The following is a 17,775-nucleotide window of genomic DNA, read 5'->3' on the forward strand; positions in this document are numbered from 1 at the left end:
GCTCCAGTTCTTTGCCTACAGCGAACGGTAACGAAGTGCGGCAGACAGCCGACCGGGACCGGGGTAGCGTGAAGGTTGAGCACCAGTCACACCGACGATCGGCGGGATCATGACCTCCAACCCACTTAATCCGTCTAACGGCGACGATACCCCCAAGGACCCGTTGACCGAGATGCTGCAAAACCTGATGGGCGGCAAGGGGATGGAGAATTTCGACCCGGCCGAACTCGCCAAGGCAGCCGGCCTTCCCAACGACCCGAATCTGCTGGCCCAGATGTTCTCCCAGGTGCAGGCCATGATGAGCGCACCGTCCGAGGGGCCAGTGAACTGGCAGCTTGCCCACGAGAACGCCCGACGCGTTGCAGCGGCGAGTGCCGATCCGTCGGTTACCTCGCAGCAGTCCCGCGAAGTGGACGAGGCCCTGCGGCTCGCCGAACTGTGGCTCGATCCCGTCACAGACCTTCCCGCTACGGGCCTGATCGGCCGGGCATGGTCCCGTGCGGAATGGGTCGAGGCCACGCTGGGCACCTGGAAGCGGCTCACCGAGCCGGTGGCGAACAGCATCGCCAATGCGCTGTCCTCTGCCATGACCGAGCAGATGCCCGAAGAGATGAAGTCGATGATGGGCGGGGCCTCGTCCATGCTCCAGAACATGGGCGGTGCCATCTTCGGCATGCAGCTGGGACAAGCCATCGGCGCCCTTTCCCAGGACGTGGTCAGTTCCACCGACATCGGCGTACCCCTGGCCGACCTTGAAATGGCCCTGCTGCCCGTCAACATCACCGCCTTCGGGGAAGGGCTCTCCTTGCCCGAAAACGACATCCGGCTCTTCCTCGCCGTCCGGGAAGCTGCCCACGCAAGGCTGTTCGTGCAGGTCCCGTGGCTGCGCGGCCACCTGCTGGGCGCCATCGAGGCCTACGCCCGTGGCATCCACATCGACACCTCCCGCATTGAAGAGCTGGCCCGGGACCTGGACCCCAGCAATCCCGAGGGCATCCAGGAAGCCCTGTCGCAGGGCGTGTTTATGCCCCAGCGGACTCCTGCGCAGGACCAGGCACTGGAGAAACTCGAGACGGCGCTGGCCCTCGTGGAAGGCTGGGTGGACGAGCTCACGGCCGCGGCCACGGAGAAGCTGCTGCCCTCCGCCGGCGCGCTGCGGGAAACAGTGCGGCGCCGCCGGGCCACTGGCGGGCCCGCGGAGCACGCCTTCGCTGCCCTGGTGGGGCTCGAGCTTCGCCCCCGCCGCCTGCGGGACGCCGCAACCCTCTGGGCCACCTTGAAGGAAGAGCGCGGCATCGAGGGCCGCGACGCGATCTGGCACCACCCCGATCTCCTGCCCACCGCCGAGGACCTGGACGATCCAAAGGGTTTCAGCGGACGCCGCAAGCTGGCCGAGGCAAGTGACAGCGAAGTGGACGACGCCCTGCAGAAGCTCCTGAGCGGCGGGTTTGACGAGTCCCCGTCGGCCGGGACGGAAGAGGCCGACGGCGGGACGGCCGGCGGCGGGACGGCCGGCGGCGGCCAGGCTGACGGAAACCAGAGCCAGGACGACCAGAAGGGCGAGGACGGCGGGCCGAAAAGCTAAGCCGGCCTAGTCGGCGTCGCCGGGCCAGCTTTCGCCGTGCCAGTTTTCGTCGGGCCAGTTTTCGTCGGGCCAGGGTTCCTGCCCTGGCCGGGCGGTGTGCGGCACATCGGGTGCTCCGGCGTCCTTGAGACCGCGCGCCATGGCGAAGGACACACCTTCCAGGAAGGCCTTCGCGCGCGCCGTCTCGGGGTAGGCCTCAAGCAGCTTCCAGAAGGCAGCGTTGTGCCCTGCCACCAGGAGGTGAGCCAGCTCGTGCAGCAGCACGTAGTCGATGACCCACTGGGGCATGGGACGAAGCTTGTCAGAGAGGCGAATGGTGCCTTCGGCCGGGGTGGCCGAACCCCAGCGCGAGTTCTGGTTACTGACCCAGCGAACTGACGCAGGCCTCGAACGCCCGCCGAGGTACCGTTCGGACAGCTGGGCGGCGTGGGCGGCCAGGGCGGCGTCAGAGGCTGGCCGCTTCCGGCCGGAAGCGGTGCGGCGTTCCCCCTGCTTGTGCAGCTTGGCGAGCATCCGCTGGACCCATTCCTTTTCCTGGGCGGCGGTGAACCGTGCCGGGATGGCCACCACGGCCGTCCCGTTCTCCCAGAAAGCGGCAACGGTCCGTGTTCGGCGGGCGGAGCGGCGGACCTCGACGGGAGCGCCGTCCGCTGTGGTGATCATAGCGAGGTGCTTTCCAGCAGGACCCGGAGGACGTCTTCGCCGTAGCGTTCCAGCTTGGACGGTCCCACTCCGGCAAGCGCGGCAAGTTCCTCCAGTGAGGAAGGCTTGGCCTCGGCAATCGCTGTAAGCGTGGCGTCGGTGAACACCACAAAGGCAGGAACGTCGGCGGACAGGGCGGTCTCACGGCGCCACGTCCTGAGGGCCTCGAAAGTCTGTTCCTCATAGCTCGGCGGGCAGGAGTTGCAGCGCCCCACCTTGCGCTCCGCTCCCGTGCCGAGCATGCTCCCGCAAACCCTGCACACCGCCGGCGCAGCGGCCTTGCGGCGCGGCGCGGGCCCTTTACCGCGGGCGCTTGAGCTGGCCACCGAATCAGGGCGCAGCCCGTCCAGGAACCTGGACGGCTTGCGGTTGGCCCGGCCGCCCGGGGTCCGGGCCGTGGACCAGGAGAGTGAGAGGTGTTCGCGGGCACGGGTGATGCCTACGTACAGGAGCCGCCGTTCTTCATCGACGGATTCGGGCGAGTCTGCGAAGGAGATGGGCATCAACCCTTCGCTGAGCCCCACCAGGAACACCGCATCCCACTCCAGGCCTTTGGCCGCGTGCAGGGACGCCAGGGTGACGCCCTGCACCGTAGGCGCGTGCTGGGCCAGGGACCGCTCCTGAAGTTCGTTCACGAATTCAGCCAGGCCAAACTCCGGGCCGCGCGACTGGACGAGTTCGTCGGCCAGGGCCACCAGCGCCGCCAGGGATTCCCAGCGTTCGCGCAGTGCGCCGCCGTTGTGGGGTGGTGCGTCGGTGTAACCAAGGGAAGCCACGATGTCGCGCACAAGCTGGCCAAGGGGTTCCGGCGATTCCGCCGAGACTGCCCGGGTGGCGGCGCGCAGCTGAAGGATGGCGTCGCGGACCTCCTTGCGGGCAAAGAACCGCTCTCCCCCGCGCAGCTGATAGCCGATGCCTGCGGCGGCAAGGGCCTGTTCGTAGGCTTCGGACTGGCCGTTGGTGCGGAAGAGGACGGCCACCTCGCTGGCCGGTGTGCCGGCATCGAGCAGTGCTTTGATCTTTTGCGCCACGGTGGCAGCTTCCGCTTCATCGTCCGAGCACTCGGTGAACTGCGGAACGGGCCCGCCGGGGCGCTGCGCCACCAGCTGCAGCGGTGCGGCCCAGGCGGCGTCAGCAACGGGACCGCCGCTGCGCCTGCCGGCCAGGAGATCGTTGGCGAGCTTCACCACTTGGGGCGTGGAGCGGTAGTCCCTGACCAGCTTCACCACGTTGGCCTGCGGGTAGCGGGCTTTGAACTCCAGGAGGTGCTTCGGGGAGGCGCCGGTAAACGAGTAGATGGTCTGGCTGGCATCTCCGACGACGCACAGCTCGTCCCGGCCGCCCAGCCACAGTTCAAGGAGCCGCTGCTGCAGCGGGGAGACGTCCTGGTACTCGTCCACCACAAAGTGCCGGTACTGCTCGCGGACGGTGGCAGCCACCTTCTCGTCCTCCTGCAGGATGCCCACCGTAATCAGCAGGACGTCCTCGAAGTCGATGACGTTGCGGTCCGTCTTGACGTCTTCGTAGGACTGGAAGACCCTGGCCACCGCCGTGAGGTCGAAGCCGCCGGGCGTTCCCCGGTCCTGCGCGTTCTCGAGGTAGTTGGCAGGGGTCAGCATGGACACTTTGGCCCATTCGATTTCGGAAGCAAGATCGCGGATGGACGCCCTGTCCGTGCTCAACCGCAGCCGCCGGGCAGCTTCGGCGATCATCTGGGCCTTGTGGTCCAGCAGGTTGGGCAGCGTCCCGCCCACCGCCTGCGGCCAGAAGAACTGCAGTTGGCGCAGCGCCGCGGCATGGAAGGTGCGGGCCTGGACGTTGCCGGCCCCGAGGTCACGCAGCCGGCTCCGCATCTCAGCCGCCGCCCGGGCCGTGAAGGTCACGGCCAGCAGGCGCTGGGGTGTGTAGACCCCCGAATGGACTCCGTAGGCGATGCGGTGGGTGATGGCGCGGGTCTTGCCGGTGCCGGCACCCGCAAGGACGCACAGGGGCCCGTTGAGGGTGCTGGCCACCTCGCGCTGCTCGGCGTCCAGGCCGCCAAGGATACGGTCCTCCAGGGATGCTGCGCCGTCAAAATTCTGTGTAGTCACTTTGCTGCTTTTTCGTCTCGACTACCGCGTGCTGGAGTCTGATGGATAAGTAAAGCTTCAGGCCCCTGCCCGGTCCTGAATCCGTCCGCCGAACCAGTGCTCTATCAGGGAACGGGCGATCGACAACCGGCTGGAGATGGTGATCTCGCCGGCGCTCACGGCTTCCTGGAGTTCCTCCCGGCTGAACCAGCGGGCCCTGGTGACCTCCACGCCGTCGGGCGTTGCCTCGGCGTCTTCGGTGACAGCGGTAAATCCAAGCATAAGGGAGGCCGGGAAAGGCCACGACTGCGAGCCAAGGTACTGGCAGGCAGTTACCCTGACCCCTACTTCCTCATAAATTTCCCGGACTACGGCCTGTTCCAGGGACTCCCCCGGTTCCACAAATCCGGCGAGGGTGGAGTAGTTCTTTGCATCACGCGCCCCGCCGCCGCCCAGGAGCAGGCGGCCGTCCGGACCTACGACGGTGACGATGATGGCGGGGTCGGTGCGCGGGTAGTGTTCAGAGGAATCTGCCGGGCAGCGCCGCACCCAGCCCCCGGCTTCAATGTCCGTGGGCGATCCGCAGCGCGGGCAGTGCGTATGGGAGTCGTGCCAGTTGGCGATGGCGCTGGCTTCGACGAAAAGTGCTGTATGCGTGGGGGTGAGCCCGGCGGCAACCTCCCGGAACCCGGCCCAGACAGCATCCCCCGGAATGCCGGCCGTCCCGGGCTCCACCGCCTCCGGCAGCACGAACAGCAGCAGCTCGGTGCCAGGGGGGAGGTCCGAATCCGGCAGGGCGGAGCCCAGGTAGACCGTCAGCCGGGGCGCTGCATCCGCAGCGGCAAGGGCGGCGTGCAGTTCGCGGGCTTTTGACAGGTACAGGCCGCCGTTGTGGATCAGCCCCTGCCGGCCGGAGAGGAGAACCGCCATGGTGTCCGCCCCGGCGAGCAACTCCTCCACCATTCCCGGCTTCGCCCGTGCCACGGAACCGCGGTCAACCAGCGCGGGCGGCACCGGGAGGACCGTCTCCATCAGGTGGTTCGCCGGCAGCCGGACAGCGTTGCCCTGGTGGACCGGTGTTACAGACTCCGCATGGCTCATGTGTCCACCGTACTGACTGGGACCGACAAATTGATATTTGGCGGGCGCGCCAGCCGCTTCCGGCTGCCTGTCCTCCCCTGTTTTGGACTCTATTCGAAGACTCGCCGACCTCGGACCGGTATCTTGGACTGCACGCAATCTACCGTGGAACAGTGAGAAGAAAACCGATAGAACTGGCAGCCGTTGCAACCGCGGCAGTCCCGGGGCTGACCCCGACGGCCGTTAGCTCTGCCCCGGATGATCCGGCCGACTTCGACTCCGCGCTGCTACTCGATTCCGAGGGCAAGCGCTGGCGCGTCCGCTCACCCCGTCACGCCGAAGCCAGCGCGCGGCTGGAAACGGAATTTCTTGTGCTGCGGGCCTTCGCCCCTGCCATCCGCGCCGAGCTTCCGTTCCTCATGCCCACCGTGGCGGGCAGTGTACGCCTGGGGACCCTCAGCACGTTTGTGTACTCGCACCTCGCCGGAAGCACCCGCAGCGTTGAGGAGCTCACAGCCGGCCCGGATGTCCTGGCCCGCGAAATCGGTGTAGCCCTCGCCGCCATCCACGACCTTCCGAGGTCGCTCGTCAGCAACGCCGACCTGCCCAGCTACACACCCAACGAGTTCCGGCAGCGCCGGCTCAACGAGCTGGACCAGGCGGCCACCACCGGAAAGATCCCGCCTGCCCTGCTGCTGCGCTGGGAACACGCCTTGGAAGACGTGTCGCTGTGGCGCTTCAACCCCAGTGTGGTGCACGGCGACCTGCACGAGGACAACCTCCTGGTGGAGGGCCAGCGGGTCACCGCGGTGACCGGGTGGACTGACTTGAGGATCGGGGATCCGGCTGACGATTTCGCCTGGCTTGTTGCCTCCAATGAGCAGGATTTTGTGGATGCGGTCCTGGATGCCTACACGGCCAGCCGCAGGGACACCCCTGACAACCACCTCCTGCGCCGGGCGGCACTGTCCGCCGAATTCGCCCTGGCCCAGTACCTGGTGAAGGGAATCGCCTCGGAGGACAGCGGCATGATCGCCGAAGCGGAAGAGATGCTTGCCACGCTCGATCGGGACGTTAAGGAGTACGGCGGGCAGCCGATCAGCGTGGAACCCCAGCCGGCAACGGTTGCCGGGGATCCCGGAAATGTGCCTGTGGTCAGGGCGGCCGACGCCGGCGCCACGCCTTCAGTCGCGTCCGTCACGGTGGTGCCGGTGCCCGTCCCGGCCCCGGTCCAGCCTGCGGTCCTTGTGACGCCAATCCCGGCTGAGCCCGCGGCCGGCCCCGGGACTGACGGCTCAATTGGGGACGGCGAGGCTGCAACAGGCAGTAGCCATGATCAGGGCCAGTCCAACCCAGGCACGGGAGCCGGGGAGTTCGGAGGGCCGGACGATACGTCCACCGCCGCGATCTCCATCATCGACCCCGCAAAGAGCCAGGCCAGTTCCTAGGAACTAAGGGCAGCACCCACAATCCCCTCCAGCTCCTGGGCGGTTCCGAGATCGTGGGGGCGCACCACCTCATTGTCCGCGACGTAGAAGAAGGCTGCCCGCACCTCCTCCAGCGGGACGTCCTTCAGCCGCGCCCAAGCCAGCCGGTACGCGGCGAGCTGCACGGCTTTCGTTTTCAGCGCGGCGGCGGAGGGGCGGCGGCCCGTCTTCCAGTCCACCAGGTCCCACCGGCCGTCGGCGTCCAGGAAGACAGCGTCGATACGCCCACGGACAACAACATCCCCCACGCGGGTCTCCACCGGTACTTCGACGAATGCCGGTGACCGGTGGGCCCACGGGGACGCCTTGAAGGTAGCCACCATGGCATCCAGGTCATACGCGGCATCGATGTGGTCATCGGAACCCGGAGCTTCATCAAGGTCAAGCATTCCCGCTGCACCGAAATATTCCTCCACCCATGCGTGGAAAGCGGTTCCCTTCCGTGCTGACATGCCTGGTTCCCGGGGCACTGGCCTGCGGAGCCTTCCAAGCACTGCGGAGGGGTCCTCCCGCAGCTCCACCAGGGTGGACGCCGAGATGTGGCCCGGAAGGTGCACATCGGGGCCGGCGGACCTTCGAGACCGGCGCTCCAGCAACAGCGCCGCCTCCCGTGCCCATCCCCGGGCCACGCCGCTTAGAAGCTTGCCGTCGGCCGGTTCCCCGCCGGGAGCTCCTGCCCCCGCAAGGGCCGGCATGGATTCCTGTCCTTGGTTTTCCAGCACCGCAAGTACTTTGCCTGCGGCGGCCTCCATGGCGTCCCGCCGCCCTTTGGAGAGGCGGAGGCGATACCCGGTCCGCGGATTCACCGGCCCCTCGAGGGGATCGTAGGGCCAGCTGGCAACTTCTGCTTCCAGGGTGAGCGGGCTCGACTCCGGAAGGGACGCTTCATCCTGCGACGCCGGATGGACTATGGCTGCCTGCGGCTGTCCGTCCGCCACTTTAGCCAGCGGCTCGAGCTCGGCGAGGAACGGCGACATGTCCGCACGTCCCGCCCGGGAACCCACCCATGCTGCGCTTGATACCCACAGCACGTGCTTGGCCCTGGTGTAGGCGACGTAGGCGAGGCGGCGTTCCTCCGATTCCCCGTGGGCCTGGACTGCACCCTTGAAGTCCTTCTCTGCGTCCAGCCAGCCTTTCTGGTCCGGCTGGTCGAGGTCCCACTGGGGAAGGTCCGCCCGGTCACCACGGAGCGGCCAGGGCAGGGCCGCGGACCCGCTGCTCCAGCGGGAGTCGCGGTCGCTGGGGAAGGCCCCCGCATTCAGCCCGGGTACAAAAACAACGTCCCATTCCAGGCCCTTGGATGCATGGACTGTGAGGAGCTGCACGGCTTCCCGGTTAATGTCGGCAGCCGGCGCTTCCAGGCCGTTTTCCTCCGCGGCCGCAGCTTCCAGCCAGGACAGGAAGGCCAGAATGTCCACCCGTTGGGAGGTCCGCAGGAATCCTGCGGCGGCGTCCTGGAAGGCATCCAGGTTGCGCCGGGCCTGGTGGATGCTGATGCCTGGCCGGGCCGCCACCTCGATGTCCAGCAGCATGGCCCGTTCCACTTCACCCAGCAGGGTGGTGAGGTCATCGCCGAGGTAGCCCCGGAGCTGCCGCAACTCGGCTGACAGGCCGGCAAGCCTGCTGCGGGCCGCGGCGCTGAGCGACCGGCCGTGAGCAGACGTCCAACCTTCCCGGGGCAGCCAGTCCAGGGCTTCCACCAGGCTGGCACCGTCCGTGAGGTCCCCCTCAAGGGCGGTCTCAGTGCCTTCATCCGGCTGCCCGTCAACGGGCCGCTCGTCGCCCGCCCGCTCGTCACGACTCCGGTCTAAGGCTTGTCCGCGCCGCCGTGCCAGGTGGCTTGACCAGTCGCGCAGGGCCATCAGGTCTGCCGGACCAATGCGCCAACGGGCACCGGCCAGGAGCCGCATCAGCGCGTCGGACCGGCCGGGGTCTGCGAGGACACGCAGGGTGGCCACGAGGTCAACGATCTCCGGGGTGTCCAGGAGTCCGCCAAGCCCCACGATTTCATACGGGATGCCCCTCGCCTCGAACTGGCGCCGGACAGTTTCCATCTGCGCACGGCGCCGGCACAGGACAGCGAGGGCAGGCGGCACAGGGCTACCGTCCGGTTTCAGCTCAAAATCGGTCACCCGGTATTTGAGGACGTCATCCGCCAGCGCGGCCGCTTCGTCAACATCGGTACCGAACCGACCCAGGACCACCGTGCCGTCGACGGCGTACGGGCTGGGCTGGAGAGGCGGAACGTCCGCTGCTGCTGCCCCGCCTCCGCCTTGCGTGCTGCTTCCGCCGGCCGGTCCGCGCCCTGCGGCTGACTTGCCCAGGGACTCGGACATCACGTTTGCCGCCGCCAGGATGGACCGCCCGTTCCGCCAAGCCGTTGTCAGGTAGGACGTAGGCGCCGGAGCCCAGTTCCCGGGTGAATCCGCTGGTCCGGTGCGCACGGGGAACTCGCGGACGAAGTGGAAGAGCTGCCCCGCGGACGCGCCGCGGAACCCGTAGATGGACTGGTTCGGGTCCCCTACCGCAGTCACTGCATGCCCGCCGCCAAAGAGCCGCGAGAACAGCACCAGCTGGGCGTACGAGGTGTCCTGGAATTCGTCGAGCAGCACCACTTTGTAGCGTTGCCGCTCCATCTGCGTGGCCAGCGGAACCTCCTGCGCCACCTTGGCAGCGAGCGCCACCAGGTCCCCGAAGTCCAAGGCTCCCCGGGCCCGCTTGGCAGCCGCATAGCGGCCCACCATGTCTGCCACGCTGGCCCGGGTGCGCAGCATCCCGGCAAGCTCGGCCGCCGCCTGCGGAGGGTTCTTCTTCTTGTCCGCCATGTACGGCAGGGACTCAAACTCCGAAAGCCGCGCCATCAGCCAGGCTTCCACGTCCTCGGGTTCCTGGAGGTGCTCCGCGCATTCCCCTGCGAGCTGGATAACCGCCTTGACCAGGGTGGATTTCGCTGCGCGGAAGTGGGTGTATTCGCCGTCGTAGGCTTCCACCACTTCACTGGCCAGCTGCCAGGCCTGCGCGCCGCCGAGGAGTACCACGTCCCGTTCCACGCCGAGCCGGAGCCCGTAGTCGGACACGATGCCGCTGGCGAACGAGTGGTAGGTGGACACTTTGGGTTCAAGCGAATCGCTGGAGACCGGTTGCTCCGGGAACAACTGGCGCCCGCCATCCTGACCGGCCAGCCGTTGCAGGGACGCCAGCTTCGCCCGTATCCGGGAGGCCAGTTCGCCCGCCGCCTTCCGCGTAAACGTCACCCCGAGGACTTCTTCCGGCCGCACCCAGCCGTTGGCAACGAGCCAGACCACGCGGTCAGCCATGGTGGCTGTTTTGCCTGAACCGGCACCGGCGATGACCAGCCGGGGCGTCAATGGCGAGCTGATGATGGCGGACTGCTCCGGAGTGGGGATGTTCTTCTCGCCCAGCAGCCCGGAAAGCTCCTCCGGTGTGAACCGCGGTTCGGGCACACCCGGCCTGTCCACGTTTGAATCCGGGCTCATTCCGTGACCTGCCTTCCCCGCACGCACAAAGGACATACTTCGGGCAGCCGGCAGCCATGACCGCCGTGGCTCCCCTTGGAGGGGTCATGCCTCGCTTCGAATACGCTGCCGCCCATTACGGCAGCGGCCTCCGTCACCATGTCCATGGCCCAGTTCTCCTGCGGATCAAGTGGTTCCTGCTGCTGGATGCCCGGACCCTTGGCCCCCGTCCCCAGCTGGGCGAGCACGGACCCACCCGGGATAGTGGGGGTGTTGTCCTCCCCCGTGTCGAAGCCACCTGCGAGTACTGCTGTCTGGTACGCACCGAGCTGCGGATGCGCGGACAGTTCCGCTTTGCCCGGCTGGCGTTTGCCTGTTTTGAGATCCACGATCACCAGCCGGCCTTCACGGTCGATTTCCAGGCGGTCCACCTGGCCGCGAAGGACCGCTGCGCGGGCCTGGCCATCATCAACAGCGACATCCGGGAGGGCCACATCGAAGTCCTGTTCGACGCCCAGCAGGCTCCTGCCCTCACTGCGCATAACCAGCACGTATTGGGCAAGCTTGCGCACCATAGCCTCAGCGCGCTGGTAGTCCATCCGGCCTTCCCAGTTGTCCTTCATGCCCAGGGCAGGCCAGCGGCGCACCAGTTCGGCGACATACTCTGCCCCGGACGCCTCCGGAAGCTCCTGTGCGATCGCGTGCACCAGTGTGCCCAGGCTTCTGGCGAAATCGGTGGCCGCTTCACCGCCTGCTGCCTGGACGAACCAGTCAAGCGGTGATTTCTGGACCGTCTCCACCTTCGACGGCGATACAAACACGGTTCCGCCCGGGGGGACCACGGCTGCGGAGGATGTCAGCGGCGGAAGTGCCCACCAGCTGTCCGGATGTGCCCCGGCCGCGGGCGGCGCCGCAGCCGCGAGCCTGGCAAGAACCTTCACCGCTTCGTCCGCCTCAGCCTCGTGTTTTCCGTCCAGCTGGGCGTACTGCCGGAGTTCGGCCACGAGTGCGCGCAGGGTCATGGGACGTTCCACCGGTGTGAAATTTCTGCCTTCCTGGCCCGGGTCCAGCGGTGCCGCATAGTCCAGGAAGGAGGACGGCTGATCGTCCTCGGAGGAGACGGCGGTGCAAACCAGGAGTTCGCGGGCACGTGACACGGCCGTGGAGAAGCTGCGCAGTTCGTCGTAGCGGATGTCCCGGAGCCGGCTGAGCGGGTCCCGCTGGAGCGCATAGTCGACTCCGTGCTCCACCGCGTCGGCATACAGGGTGCTGCCCAGAAGTTCACCACGGAGCCGGGTGTTGGGCCACACGCCTTCCTGGAGACCGGCCACCAGGACCACCGGCCATTCGCGGCCGGCTGCGCTGGCGGGCGTCATCAGTTCGACGGCGTCGTCCACTTGGGCCCTGGCCGCCAGCGTGTCCATGGGGAGCTCCTGGTTCAACAGGTATTCCAGGAACTGCTCCGGCCCGGCGCCGGGGACCTGGTCGACGTAGCGCTCCGCCGTGTGGAAGAGCGCCATCATGGCGTCAAGGTCGCGGTCGGCGCGTGCTCCGTGCGGTCCACCGGCGAGCGCTGTTTCTGTCCAGGCAGCAGCGAGGCCGGTGGAGTTCCAGAGCGCCCACAGCACTGTCTCGGCGTTGGCACCGGGTTCGGCGGCGGCCTGCCGCCCGGCCTGGATCATGCGTGCAGTGCGGCGTGCGGCCCGGCCCTCCATGCCAAGGGTGGACAGGGCGCCCGGCTCCAGGAGGGCTTCGACCAGCAAGGTGTCGCTGGCGCGTCCCCCTCCGCCCAGCAGCTCCTCGCGCCGCAGCGATTGCCGCAGCCGGCGCAGCTCGATGGACGTGGCACCGCCGATACGCGACGTCAGAAGGGAGACAGCGGTTTCCGGGGTGAGCAGGCCGGGATCAACGGCGACGGCGAACGCATCGAGCAGGGGCCGTACAGCTATTTCGTCGCGGACGGCGGACTCCGCTACCGGCACACGGACGGGAATCCCCTGGCCGGACAGATACCGTTGCAGTTCGCTGACCTGGGCCCCGTTTCGCACTATCACTGCCATCTCGGCCAGGTCCCGGCCGTGGTTGATGTGCTGGTCAAGGATCCGCTGGGCAACATAACGGAGTTCGTGCACGGCGGACGGTACGAGGTGGGCTTCCACCGCTCCCTGAGGCTTATCCCCCAGCGGCTCGAGCTGCCTGGCCAGCTGCCCGCCGGCGCGCTGGGATATGCGGCCGGCAACGCCCAGCCACGCTTCCGTTAGCCCGGGGGCGTGGCGGTGGGCATACCGGAGGGGACGTTCCAGGACAGGCGCGTCCGGTGAGAGCAGCCCCGGAAGTTCAGCCACCAGGTCCGGCCGGGCCCCCCGGAACCCCTGGACCACCGTGTCCGGCGAGGACGCAACGTAGCAGTCCTTCCGGCGGGCTATGTCCGCCAGGAGCTCGAAGACGGCGGGGCTGGCCTCCTGGACGTCGTCCACCACGATCAGCTGCAGGCGCGCACGTTCCGCAGCAAGGAAATCCGGGGAATCCTGGAACACCTGGCGGGCGGCGGTGATGATGCCCGCAGGATCAAAGGCCTCAGGCATCCGCAGGTCAAGGACGTCGCGGTACTCCGCGTACAGAGCCGCGGCGGCCGTCCAGTCCGGCCTGCCGCACTGCCGGCCAAGGTCTGCGAGGTCTCCGGCGGTCAGGCCGGATTCGATGACGCGGTCGAAGAGCTGCCGCACCTCGTGGCGGAATCCGCGCGTCTCCAGCGCCCCGGCAAGATCCTCCGGCCAGGGCAATTCGAGTCCCGGCAGGCGGTGGCCTTCGAGGAGTTCTTTGATGATGAGGTCCTGCTCCGGTCCGGAGAGGAGCCGGGGCGGCCTGGCGAGGGGCAGCACACCCTCGGCTTTGGCCCGGCGGATCACATCGAAGGCGTAGGACGCCCAGGTCCGGGCGGGCGTAGTGCTGAGGCTTCTGTCCAGCCGGGCCGTGAACCGGTCCCGCAAGGAATCGGCAGCGAGCCTGCTGGGGGCCAGGATCAGCATCCGTTCCGGGTCCAGGCCGTCACGGAAAACCCGGGTGACGGCAGCTTCGATGAGGACAGTGGTTTTGCCCGTTCCGGGCGCGCCCGGCAGCAGGACAGGCCCGGACCCCTGCGCGACGTCAACGGCTGCCTGTTGATCCGGCGTCAGTGCCGGGGCGTCGGCGTTGAGGTGCCGCGGCGGCAGCAACCTGAGCCCCGCAAGGCCTGGCGCACCTTGGTGCCCTGCCTCGCGGGGCAAAGTGCCGTCGTCGTGCCTTGCTCCGGGCAAGGCATCAAAGCCGGCGCCAGGATCTTCCTGCTCGCGGTACTCATCAAGTGGACCTGTAAAAGGAACTGTTACTGTCACGCCGACATTCCATCATCAGCCACCGACAATTGCCGGAGCCCGCGCGCCAGCTCCGCCGCAATCGTGTCGATGTGCTCAAAGTCTCCATCCCCCGGCACCCACCGGGCGGCCGCCAGGTCCACGCGCCAGGAGCCCTCCCCCGTCCGCAGGTACGCCTCATGGGAGCCAAGGAGGGCGGTTCCCTCCTCGCGGTAGTGACGGAGAGCTTCCGCTTCATGCCCCTCGGGTGCGTGTCCGCTCGCCTTGAGGATCCGCCACCAGGGAACGCCGCTGCCATAGTGGCTCATGACCGAGCCAACCTGCCTGGGCCCGCCCGATCCCAGGAGTTCGGCGACGTCACCGTAGGAGACTGCGGATCCTGCCGGAACCAGCCCCACGATGGCCAGTACCGCCTCCACATACTCAATCCGCATCGATCCAATGTAGCCGCAGTGGCGCTCCCGGGAATTGTCGGTGGCCCCAGCTAGCGTTGAACCATGAGCACCTGGAACACCCTTCCCCGCGCAGCCTTCGACCTCGAAACCACAGGCCGCAATTCGCGTGCGGCCCGTATTGTCACCGCATCAGTCACAGTGGTGGACCACAAGGGCGACGTCATCACGGAGCACGAGTGGCTGGCGGACCCCGGCGTTGAAATTCCCACCGAAGCCAGCGACGTCCACGGCATCACCACGGAACAAGCCAGGCGTGAGGGCCGGCCTGCCCACGAGGTGACGCAGGAGCTCGCGGCCGTGCTGCAGGGCCTGTTCGACGAGGGCGTTCCCGTCATCGCCTTCAACGCCAGCTACGACTTCACGGTGCTCGCAGCCGAATCGGCCCGCTACGGGGTGCCCCAACTTACCCGGTTTCCGGTCCTGGACCCTTACATCATGAACAAGCAGGTGGACCGCTACCGCAAGGGCAAGCGCACCCTGACGGCCTTGTGCGACGAGTACGGTGTGGTGTTGGATAACGCCCACACGTCTGCCGCCGATGCCTTGGCCACCCTGCGGGTCCTGGACGCCATGGCCGGCAAGTTTCCCAAACTCAGCATGCCGGCCAGCCAACTGCACCAACTGCAGGTGGACTGGGCCGTGAGCCAGGCCGCTGATTTCCAGGACTATCTCCGCAAAACCAAGCCCGCAGCCGTCATCGAGGGCGACTGGCCGGTGCTTCCGCCGCAGGACGCCAGCACCGGAGGCTTCTAGCCGGGCCAGCCAATTTCCTCGGGAGATATCAGTCACATCGCTTAATAAGTGGGCTGATTTTTTGAGGGCTTGATTCGATAAGTCGGCAACAGGTCAGCGTCCTGGCCCGCCGATGGGACGGTTTCTCCGAAGTTAATTCGGAAGAATTGAGACCAGGAGCTTGGATCTTCACCTAACAGGTGCAAAAGTGCGAAGTGAGACAATAAAGTTTTGCGGTCACCCCTGCCCTGGCCTTGCTTGACCAGCACCGGGCAGGTGCCAGGCGCCACCAGCGCAGCCTTGCGGCCCGGTTGACTTATGACTCAATGAAAGTGACAACCTGATGAAAATCAAAGCGATGAAGTGGCTGACTACCGCTCCCGTGGCAATCGCCCTGGCGGTTTCCCTGGCAGCGTGCGGCTCAGGATCCGCCCAGCCCAGCGGCACCCCCACGGACGCCCTCGCCGGCAGCGACCAGCAGACGCTGGACAAATACACCACCGCCGATGTCACCCCGATCGACAAGATCGACAAGACGAAGCTTGGCCTCATCACCGAGGGCACGCTGCGCGTCGGTACGCTCTCTGACGCCCCGCCGAACATCTTTATTGACCCGTCCGGCAAGTTCACGGGCTACGACAACGAACTGCTCCGCGCAATCGGCGACAAGCTGGGCCTGAAGGTCGAGTTCGCTTCGACCGACTTCTCCGCCCTGCTGTCCCAGGTGGCGAACAAGCAGTTCGACGTCGGATCCTCCTCGATCTCCACCACGGATGCCCGTCGCAAGACGGTCGGCTTCACCAACGGCTATGACTTCGGCTACATGGCTGTGGTGACCAAGAACGATGCCAAGGTTGCCGGCTTCGCCGACCTCAAGGAAGGCGTCCGCATCGGCGTGGTCCAGGGCACCGTCCAGGACGACTACGTCACCAACACCCTGAAGCTGGAGCCGGTCCGCTTCCCGGACTACAACACCGTTTACGGCAATGTGAAGAACGGCCAGATCGACGCCTGGGTTGCCCCCTCCCAGCAGGCCACCGGCCAGGTCAAGGAAGGCGACAACACCAAGATCGCCGAGAAGGTTGTCAACACCCAGAACTTCACCGCCTACGCAGTGAACAAGGATAACCAGGCCCTCATCGACGCGCTCAACGCAGGGCTGGACGCAGTCATCGCGGACGGCACCTGGACCAGCCTCACCTCCGAGTGGTACAAGGACCGCCCCACGGTGGCAGAGCAGACCCCGCAGGGCTGGAAGCCGGGCAGCAAGGCCGTCCAGATCCCCGCCAAGTAACCCGGCGTTCCATGGATATCCTCAAGCAGCTGGCTGACACCTTCCTTGACTGGGAGGCAATGGGCGAAGTCATCCCAAAGATGTTCGCCGTCGGACTACCAAACACGCTCGTTCTGGCGGTCATCTCGGGCATCATCGGGACCTTGCTCGGGATGGCGCTTGCCCTGATGGGGATTTCCCGGAACGCAGCGGCGCGATGGATTGCACGCATCTACACGGACGTCCTGCGCGGACTTCCGCCTGTGCTGACCATCCTGGTCATCGGATTCGGTTTTGGACCCATCATCCGCGAACTGACAGGTTCCACCAGCCCTTACCCCATGGCGATTGCCGCTCTGACCCTGATGTCGGGAGCCTACATCGGCGAAATTTTCCGCTCAGGGATCCAGAGTGTGGACAAGGGTCAACTTGAGGCGTCCCGTGCCTTGGGGTTCGGCTACGGCGCGTCCATGCGCCTCGTGGTCGTTCCCCAGGGCATCCGCCGGGTGCTTCCGGCCCTGGTGAACCAGTTCATCGCGCTGATCAAGGAATCATCCCTGGTCTTTCTCCTGGGCCTGCTGGCCACGGAGCGCGAAATCTTCCAGATCGGCAAGGATGCGGCGGCGACCAGCGGCAACCTGTCACCGTACGTGGCTGCGGCGATCTTCTATCTGGTACTCACCATCCCGCTGACGCACTTCGTGAACTACATCGACCACCGGCTGCGCACCGGCAAGCCGGAAAAGAAGGAACCGGATGAGCTGGCAGCACCTATCGGCAAGGGGGCACAGGCATGACGGACTTCGCTTCCGGAACACTGACCGGCAAGAACCTGCACCTCTCGTTCGGGCACAACCATGTCCTCCGCGGCATTGACCTGCATGTGGAGAAGGGCAGCACGGCGTCGGTGATCGGCCCTTCCGGCTCAGGCAAGTCCACACTCCTTCGGGTGATGAACCGGCTGATCGAGCCTGACCAGGGGGACATTCTCCTGGACGGCCGTTCAGTCCTGAAGGACAACCCGGATGAGCTCAGGCAGCGCATTGGGATGGTATTCCAGCAGTTCAACCTGTTCCCGCACAAGACGGTGGCGGAGAACGTCTCCCTGGCGCTGCAGAAGCTGCGGAAGCTTTCCAAGGACCAGGCCCGCGCCGAGGCGCTGGAGCAGCTGGACCTGGTGGGACTGAAGCACAAGGCCGATTCGCGCCCGGCGAACCTGTCCGGCGGCCAGCAGCAACGCGTGGCTATCGCCCGTGCGCTGGCCATGAAGCCGGAAGTGATGTTCTTTGACGAGGCCACCTCTGCGCTGGACCCCGAGCTGGTGAAGGGCGTCCTGGCGCTGATGACCGACCTCGCCAAGGGTGGCATGACCATGGTGGTGGTAACCCACGAAATGGGCTTCTCCCGCAACGTCTCGGACACTGTGACGTTTATGGACGCCGGCGTGGTGGTGGAGTCCGGCCCACCCGAGCAGATCTTCAGCGCACCGGAAACGGAGCGCCTCAGGGGCTTCCTCTCGGACGTCCTCTAGCTCGTCTCAAGCACAAAAAGAATCCCCGGTTG

Annotated in this window: 12 protein-coding genes; 6 read left to right on the forward strand and 6 right to left on the reverse strand. The window is 66.7% G+C overall.

Translation table 11 applies throughout. The annotated features are described in order from the left end of the window. Positions 1-109: 109 nt before the first annotated feature. Positions 110-1,585, forward strand: coding sequence for a zinc-dependent metalloprotease (locus QFZ36_RS05410; RefSeq protein WP_306634519.1), 1,476 nt, complete (start codon positions 110-112; stop codon positions 1,583-1,585). 6 nt (positions 1,586-1,591) lie between these two features. On the opposite strand, the gene QFZ36_RS05415 is transcribed toward QFZ36_RS05410, so the two are convergent. The 3 genes from QFZ36_RS05415 to nudC are packed head-to-tail and all read right to left on the reverse strand — an operon-like array spanning position 1,592 to position 5,457. Next, the gene (locus QFZ36_RS05415) at positions 1,592-2,248 is read right to left on the reverse strand and encodes a M48 family metallopeptidase (protein ID WP_306634520.1); all 657 of its coding nucleotides are present in this window, start codon (positions 2,246-2,248) and stop codon (positions 1,592-1,594) included. Continuing rightward, positions 2,245-4,377 (reverse strand): ATP-dependent DNA helicase UvrD2, encoded by a 2,133-nt coding sequence (locus QFZ36_RS05420; protein ID WP_306634521.1) that lies wholly within the window; start codon positions 4,375-4,377, stop codon positions 2,245-2,247. Before QFZ36_RS05420 ends, QFZ36_RS05415 begins: the two co-directional genes overlap by 4 nt. Before the next feature lie 57 nt (positions 4,378-4,434). Beyond that, the gene (gene nudC / locus QFZ36_RS05425; RefSeq protein WP_306634522.1) at positions 4,435-5,457 is read right to left on the reverse strand and encodes an NAD(+) diphosphatase; all 1,023 of its coding nucleotides are present in this window, start codon (positions 5,455-5,457) and stop codon (positions 4,435-4,437) included. Between the two features lie 152 nt (positions 5,458-5,609). On the opposite strand from nudC, the gene QFZ36_RS05430 reads away from it, so the two are divergent. Then, positions 5,610-6,884: a macrolide 2'-phosphotransferase gene (locus tag QFZ36_RS05430; protein WP_306634523.1), complete on the forward strand. Its 1,275-nt coding sequence runs from the start codon at positions 5,610-5,612 to the stop codon at positions 6,882-6,884. On the opposite strand, the gene QFZ36_RS05435 is transcribed toward QFZ36_RS05430, so the two are convergent. From QFZ36_RS05435 to QFZ36_RS05445, 3 genes are all read right to left on the reverse strand, one after another. After that, on the reverse strand, positions 6,881-10,420 hold the full coding sequence (locus tag QFZ36_RS05435; RefSeq protein WP_306634524.1) for an ATP-dependent helicase: 3,540 nt from the start codon (positions 10,418-10,420) through the stop codon (positions 6,881-6,883). The two genes, QFZ36_RS05430 and QFZ36_RS05435, sit on opposite strands and share 4 nt — an antisense overlap. Then, on the reverse strand, positions 10,417-13,665 hold the full coding sequence (locus tag QFZ36_RS05440) for an ATP-dependent helicase (protein WP_373427073.1): 3,249 nt from the start codon (positions 13,663-13,665) through the stop codon (positions 10,417-10,419). The genes QFZ36_RS05435 and QFZ36_RS05440 overlap by 4 nt, the downstream gene beginning before the upstream one ends. A gap of 104 nt (positions 13,666-13,769) precedes the next feature. Continuing rightward, positions 13,770-14,186: an MGMT family protein gene (locus tag QFZ36_RS05445; RefSeq protein WP_306634527.1), complete on the reverse strand. Its 417-nt coding sequence runs from the start codon at positions 14,184-14,186 to the stop codon at positions 13,770-13,772. A 63-nt stretch (positions 14,187-14,249) separates the two neighbouring features. Between QFZ36_RS05445 and QFZ36_RS05450 the strand changes: the two genes are divergently transcribed. The 4 genes from QFZ36_RS05450 (at position 14,250) to QFZ36_RS05465 (ending at position 17,743) form a co-directional block, all read left to right on the forward strand. Continuing rightward, positions 14,250-14,960 (forward strand): 3'-5' exonuclease, encoded by a 711-nt coding sequence (locus QFZ36_RS05450; protein ID WP_306634528.1) that lies wholly within the window; start codon positions 14,250-14,252, stop codon positions 14,958-14,960. A 322-nt stretch (positions 14,961-15,282) separates the two neighbouring features. After that, positions 15,283-16,233 (forward strand): ABC transporter substrate-binding protein, encoded by a 951-nt coding sequence (locus tag QFZ36_RS05455; protein WP_306634530.1) that lies wholly within the window; start codon positions 15,283-15,285, stop codon positions 16,231-16,233. Positions 16,234-16,244: 11 nt separating this feature from the next. After that, positions 16,245-17,009: an amino acid ABC transporter permease gene (locus tag QFZ36_RS05460; RefSeq protein WP_306634531.1), complete on the forward strand. Its 765-nt coding sequence runs from the start codon at positions 16,245-16,247 to the stop codon at positions 17,007-17,009. Continuing rightward, the gene (locus tag QFZ36_RS05465) at positions 17,006-17,743 is read left to right on the forward strand and encodes an amino acid ABC transporter ATP-binding protein (protein ID WP_306634532.1); all 738 of its coding nucleotides are present in this window, start codon (positions 17,006-17,008) and stop codon (positions 17,741-17,743) included. Before QFZ36_RS05460 ends, QFZ36_RS05465 begins: the two co-directional genes overlap by 4 nt. Positions 17,744-17,775 lie beyond the last annotated feature (32 nt).

It is taken from the genome of Pseudarthrobacter siccitolerans (assembly GCF_030823375.1).
GTDB classification, from domain to species: domain Bacteria; phylum Actinomycetota; class Actinomycetes; order Actinomycetales; family Micrococcaceae; genus Arthrobacter; species Arthrobacter siccitolerans_A.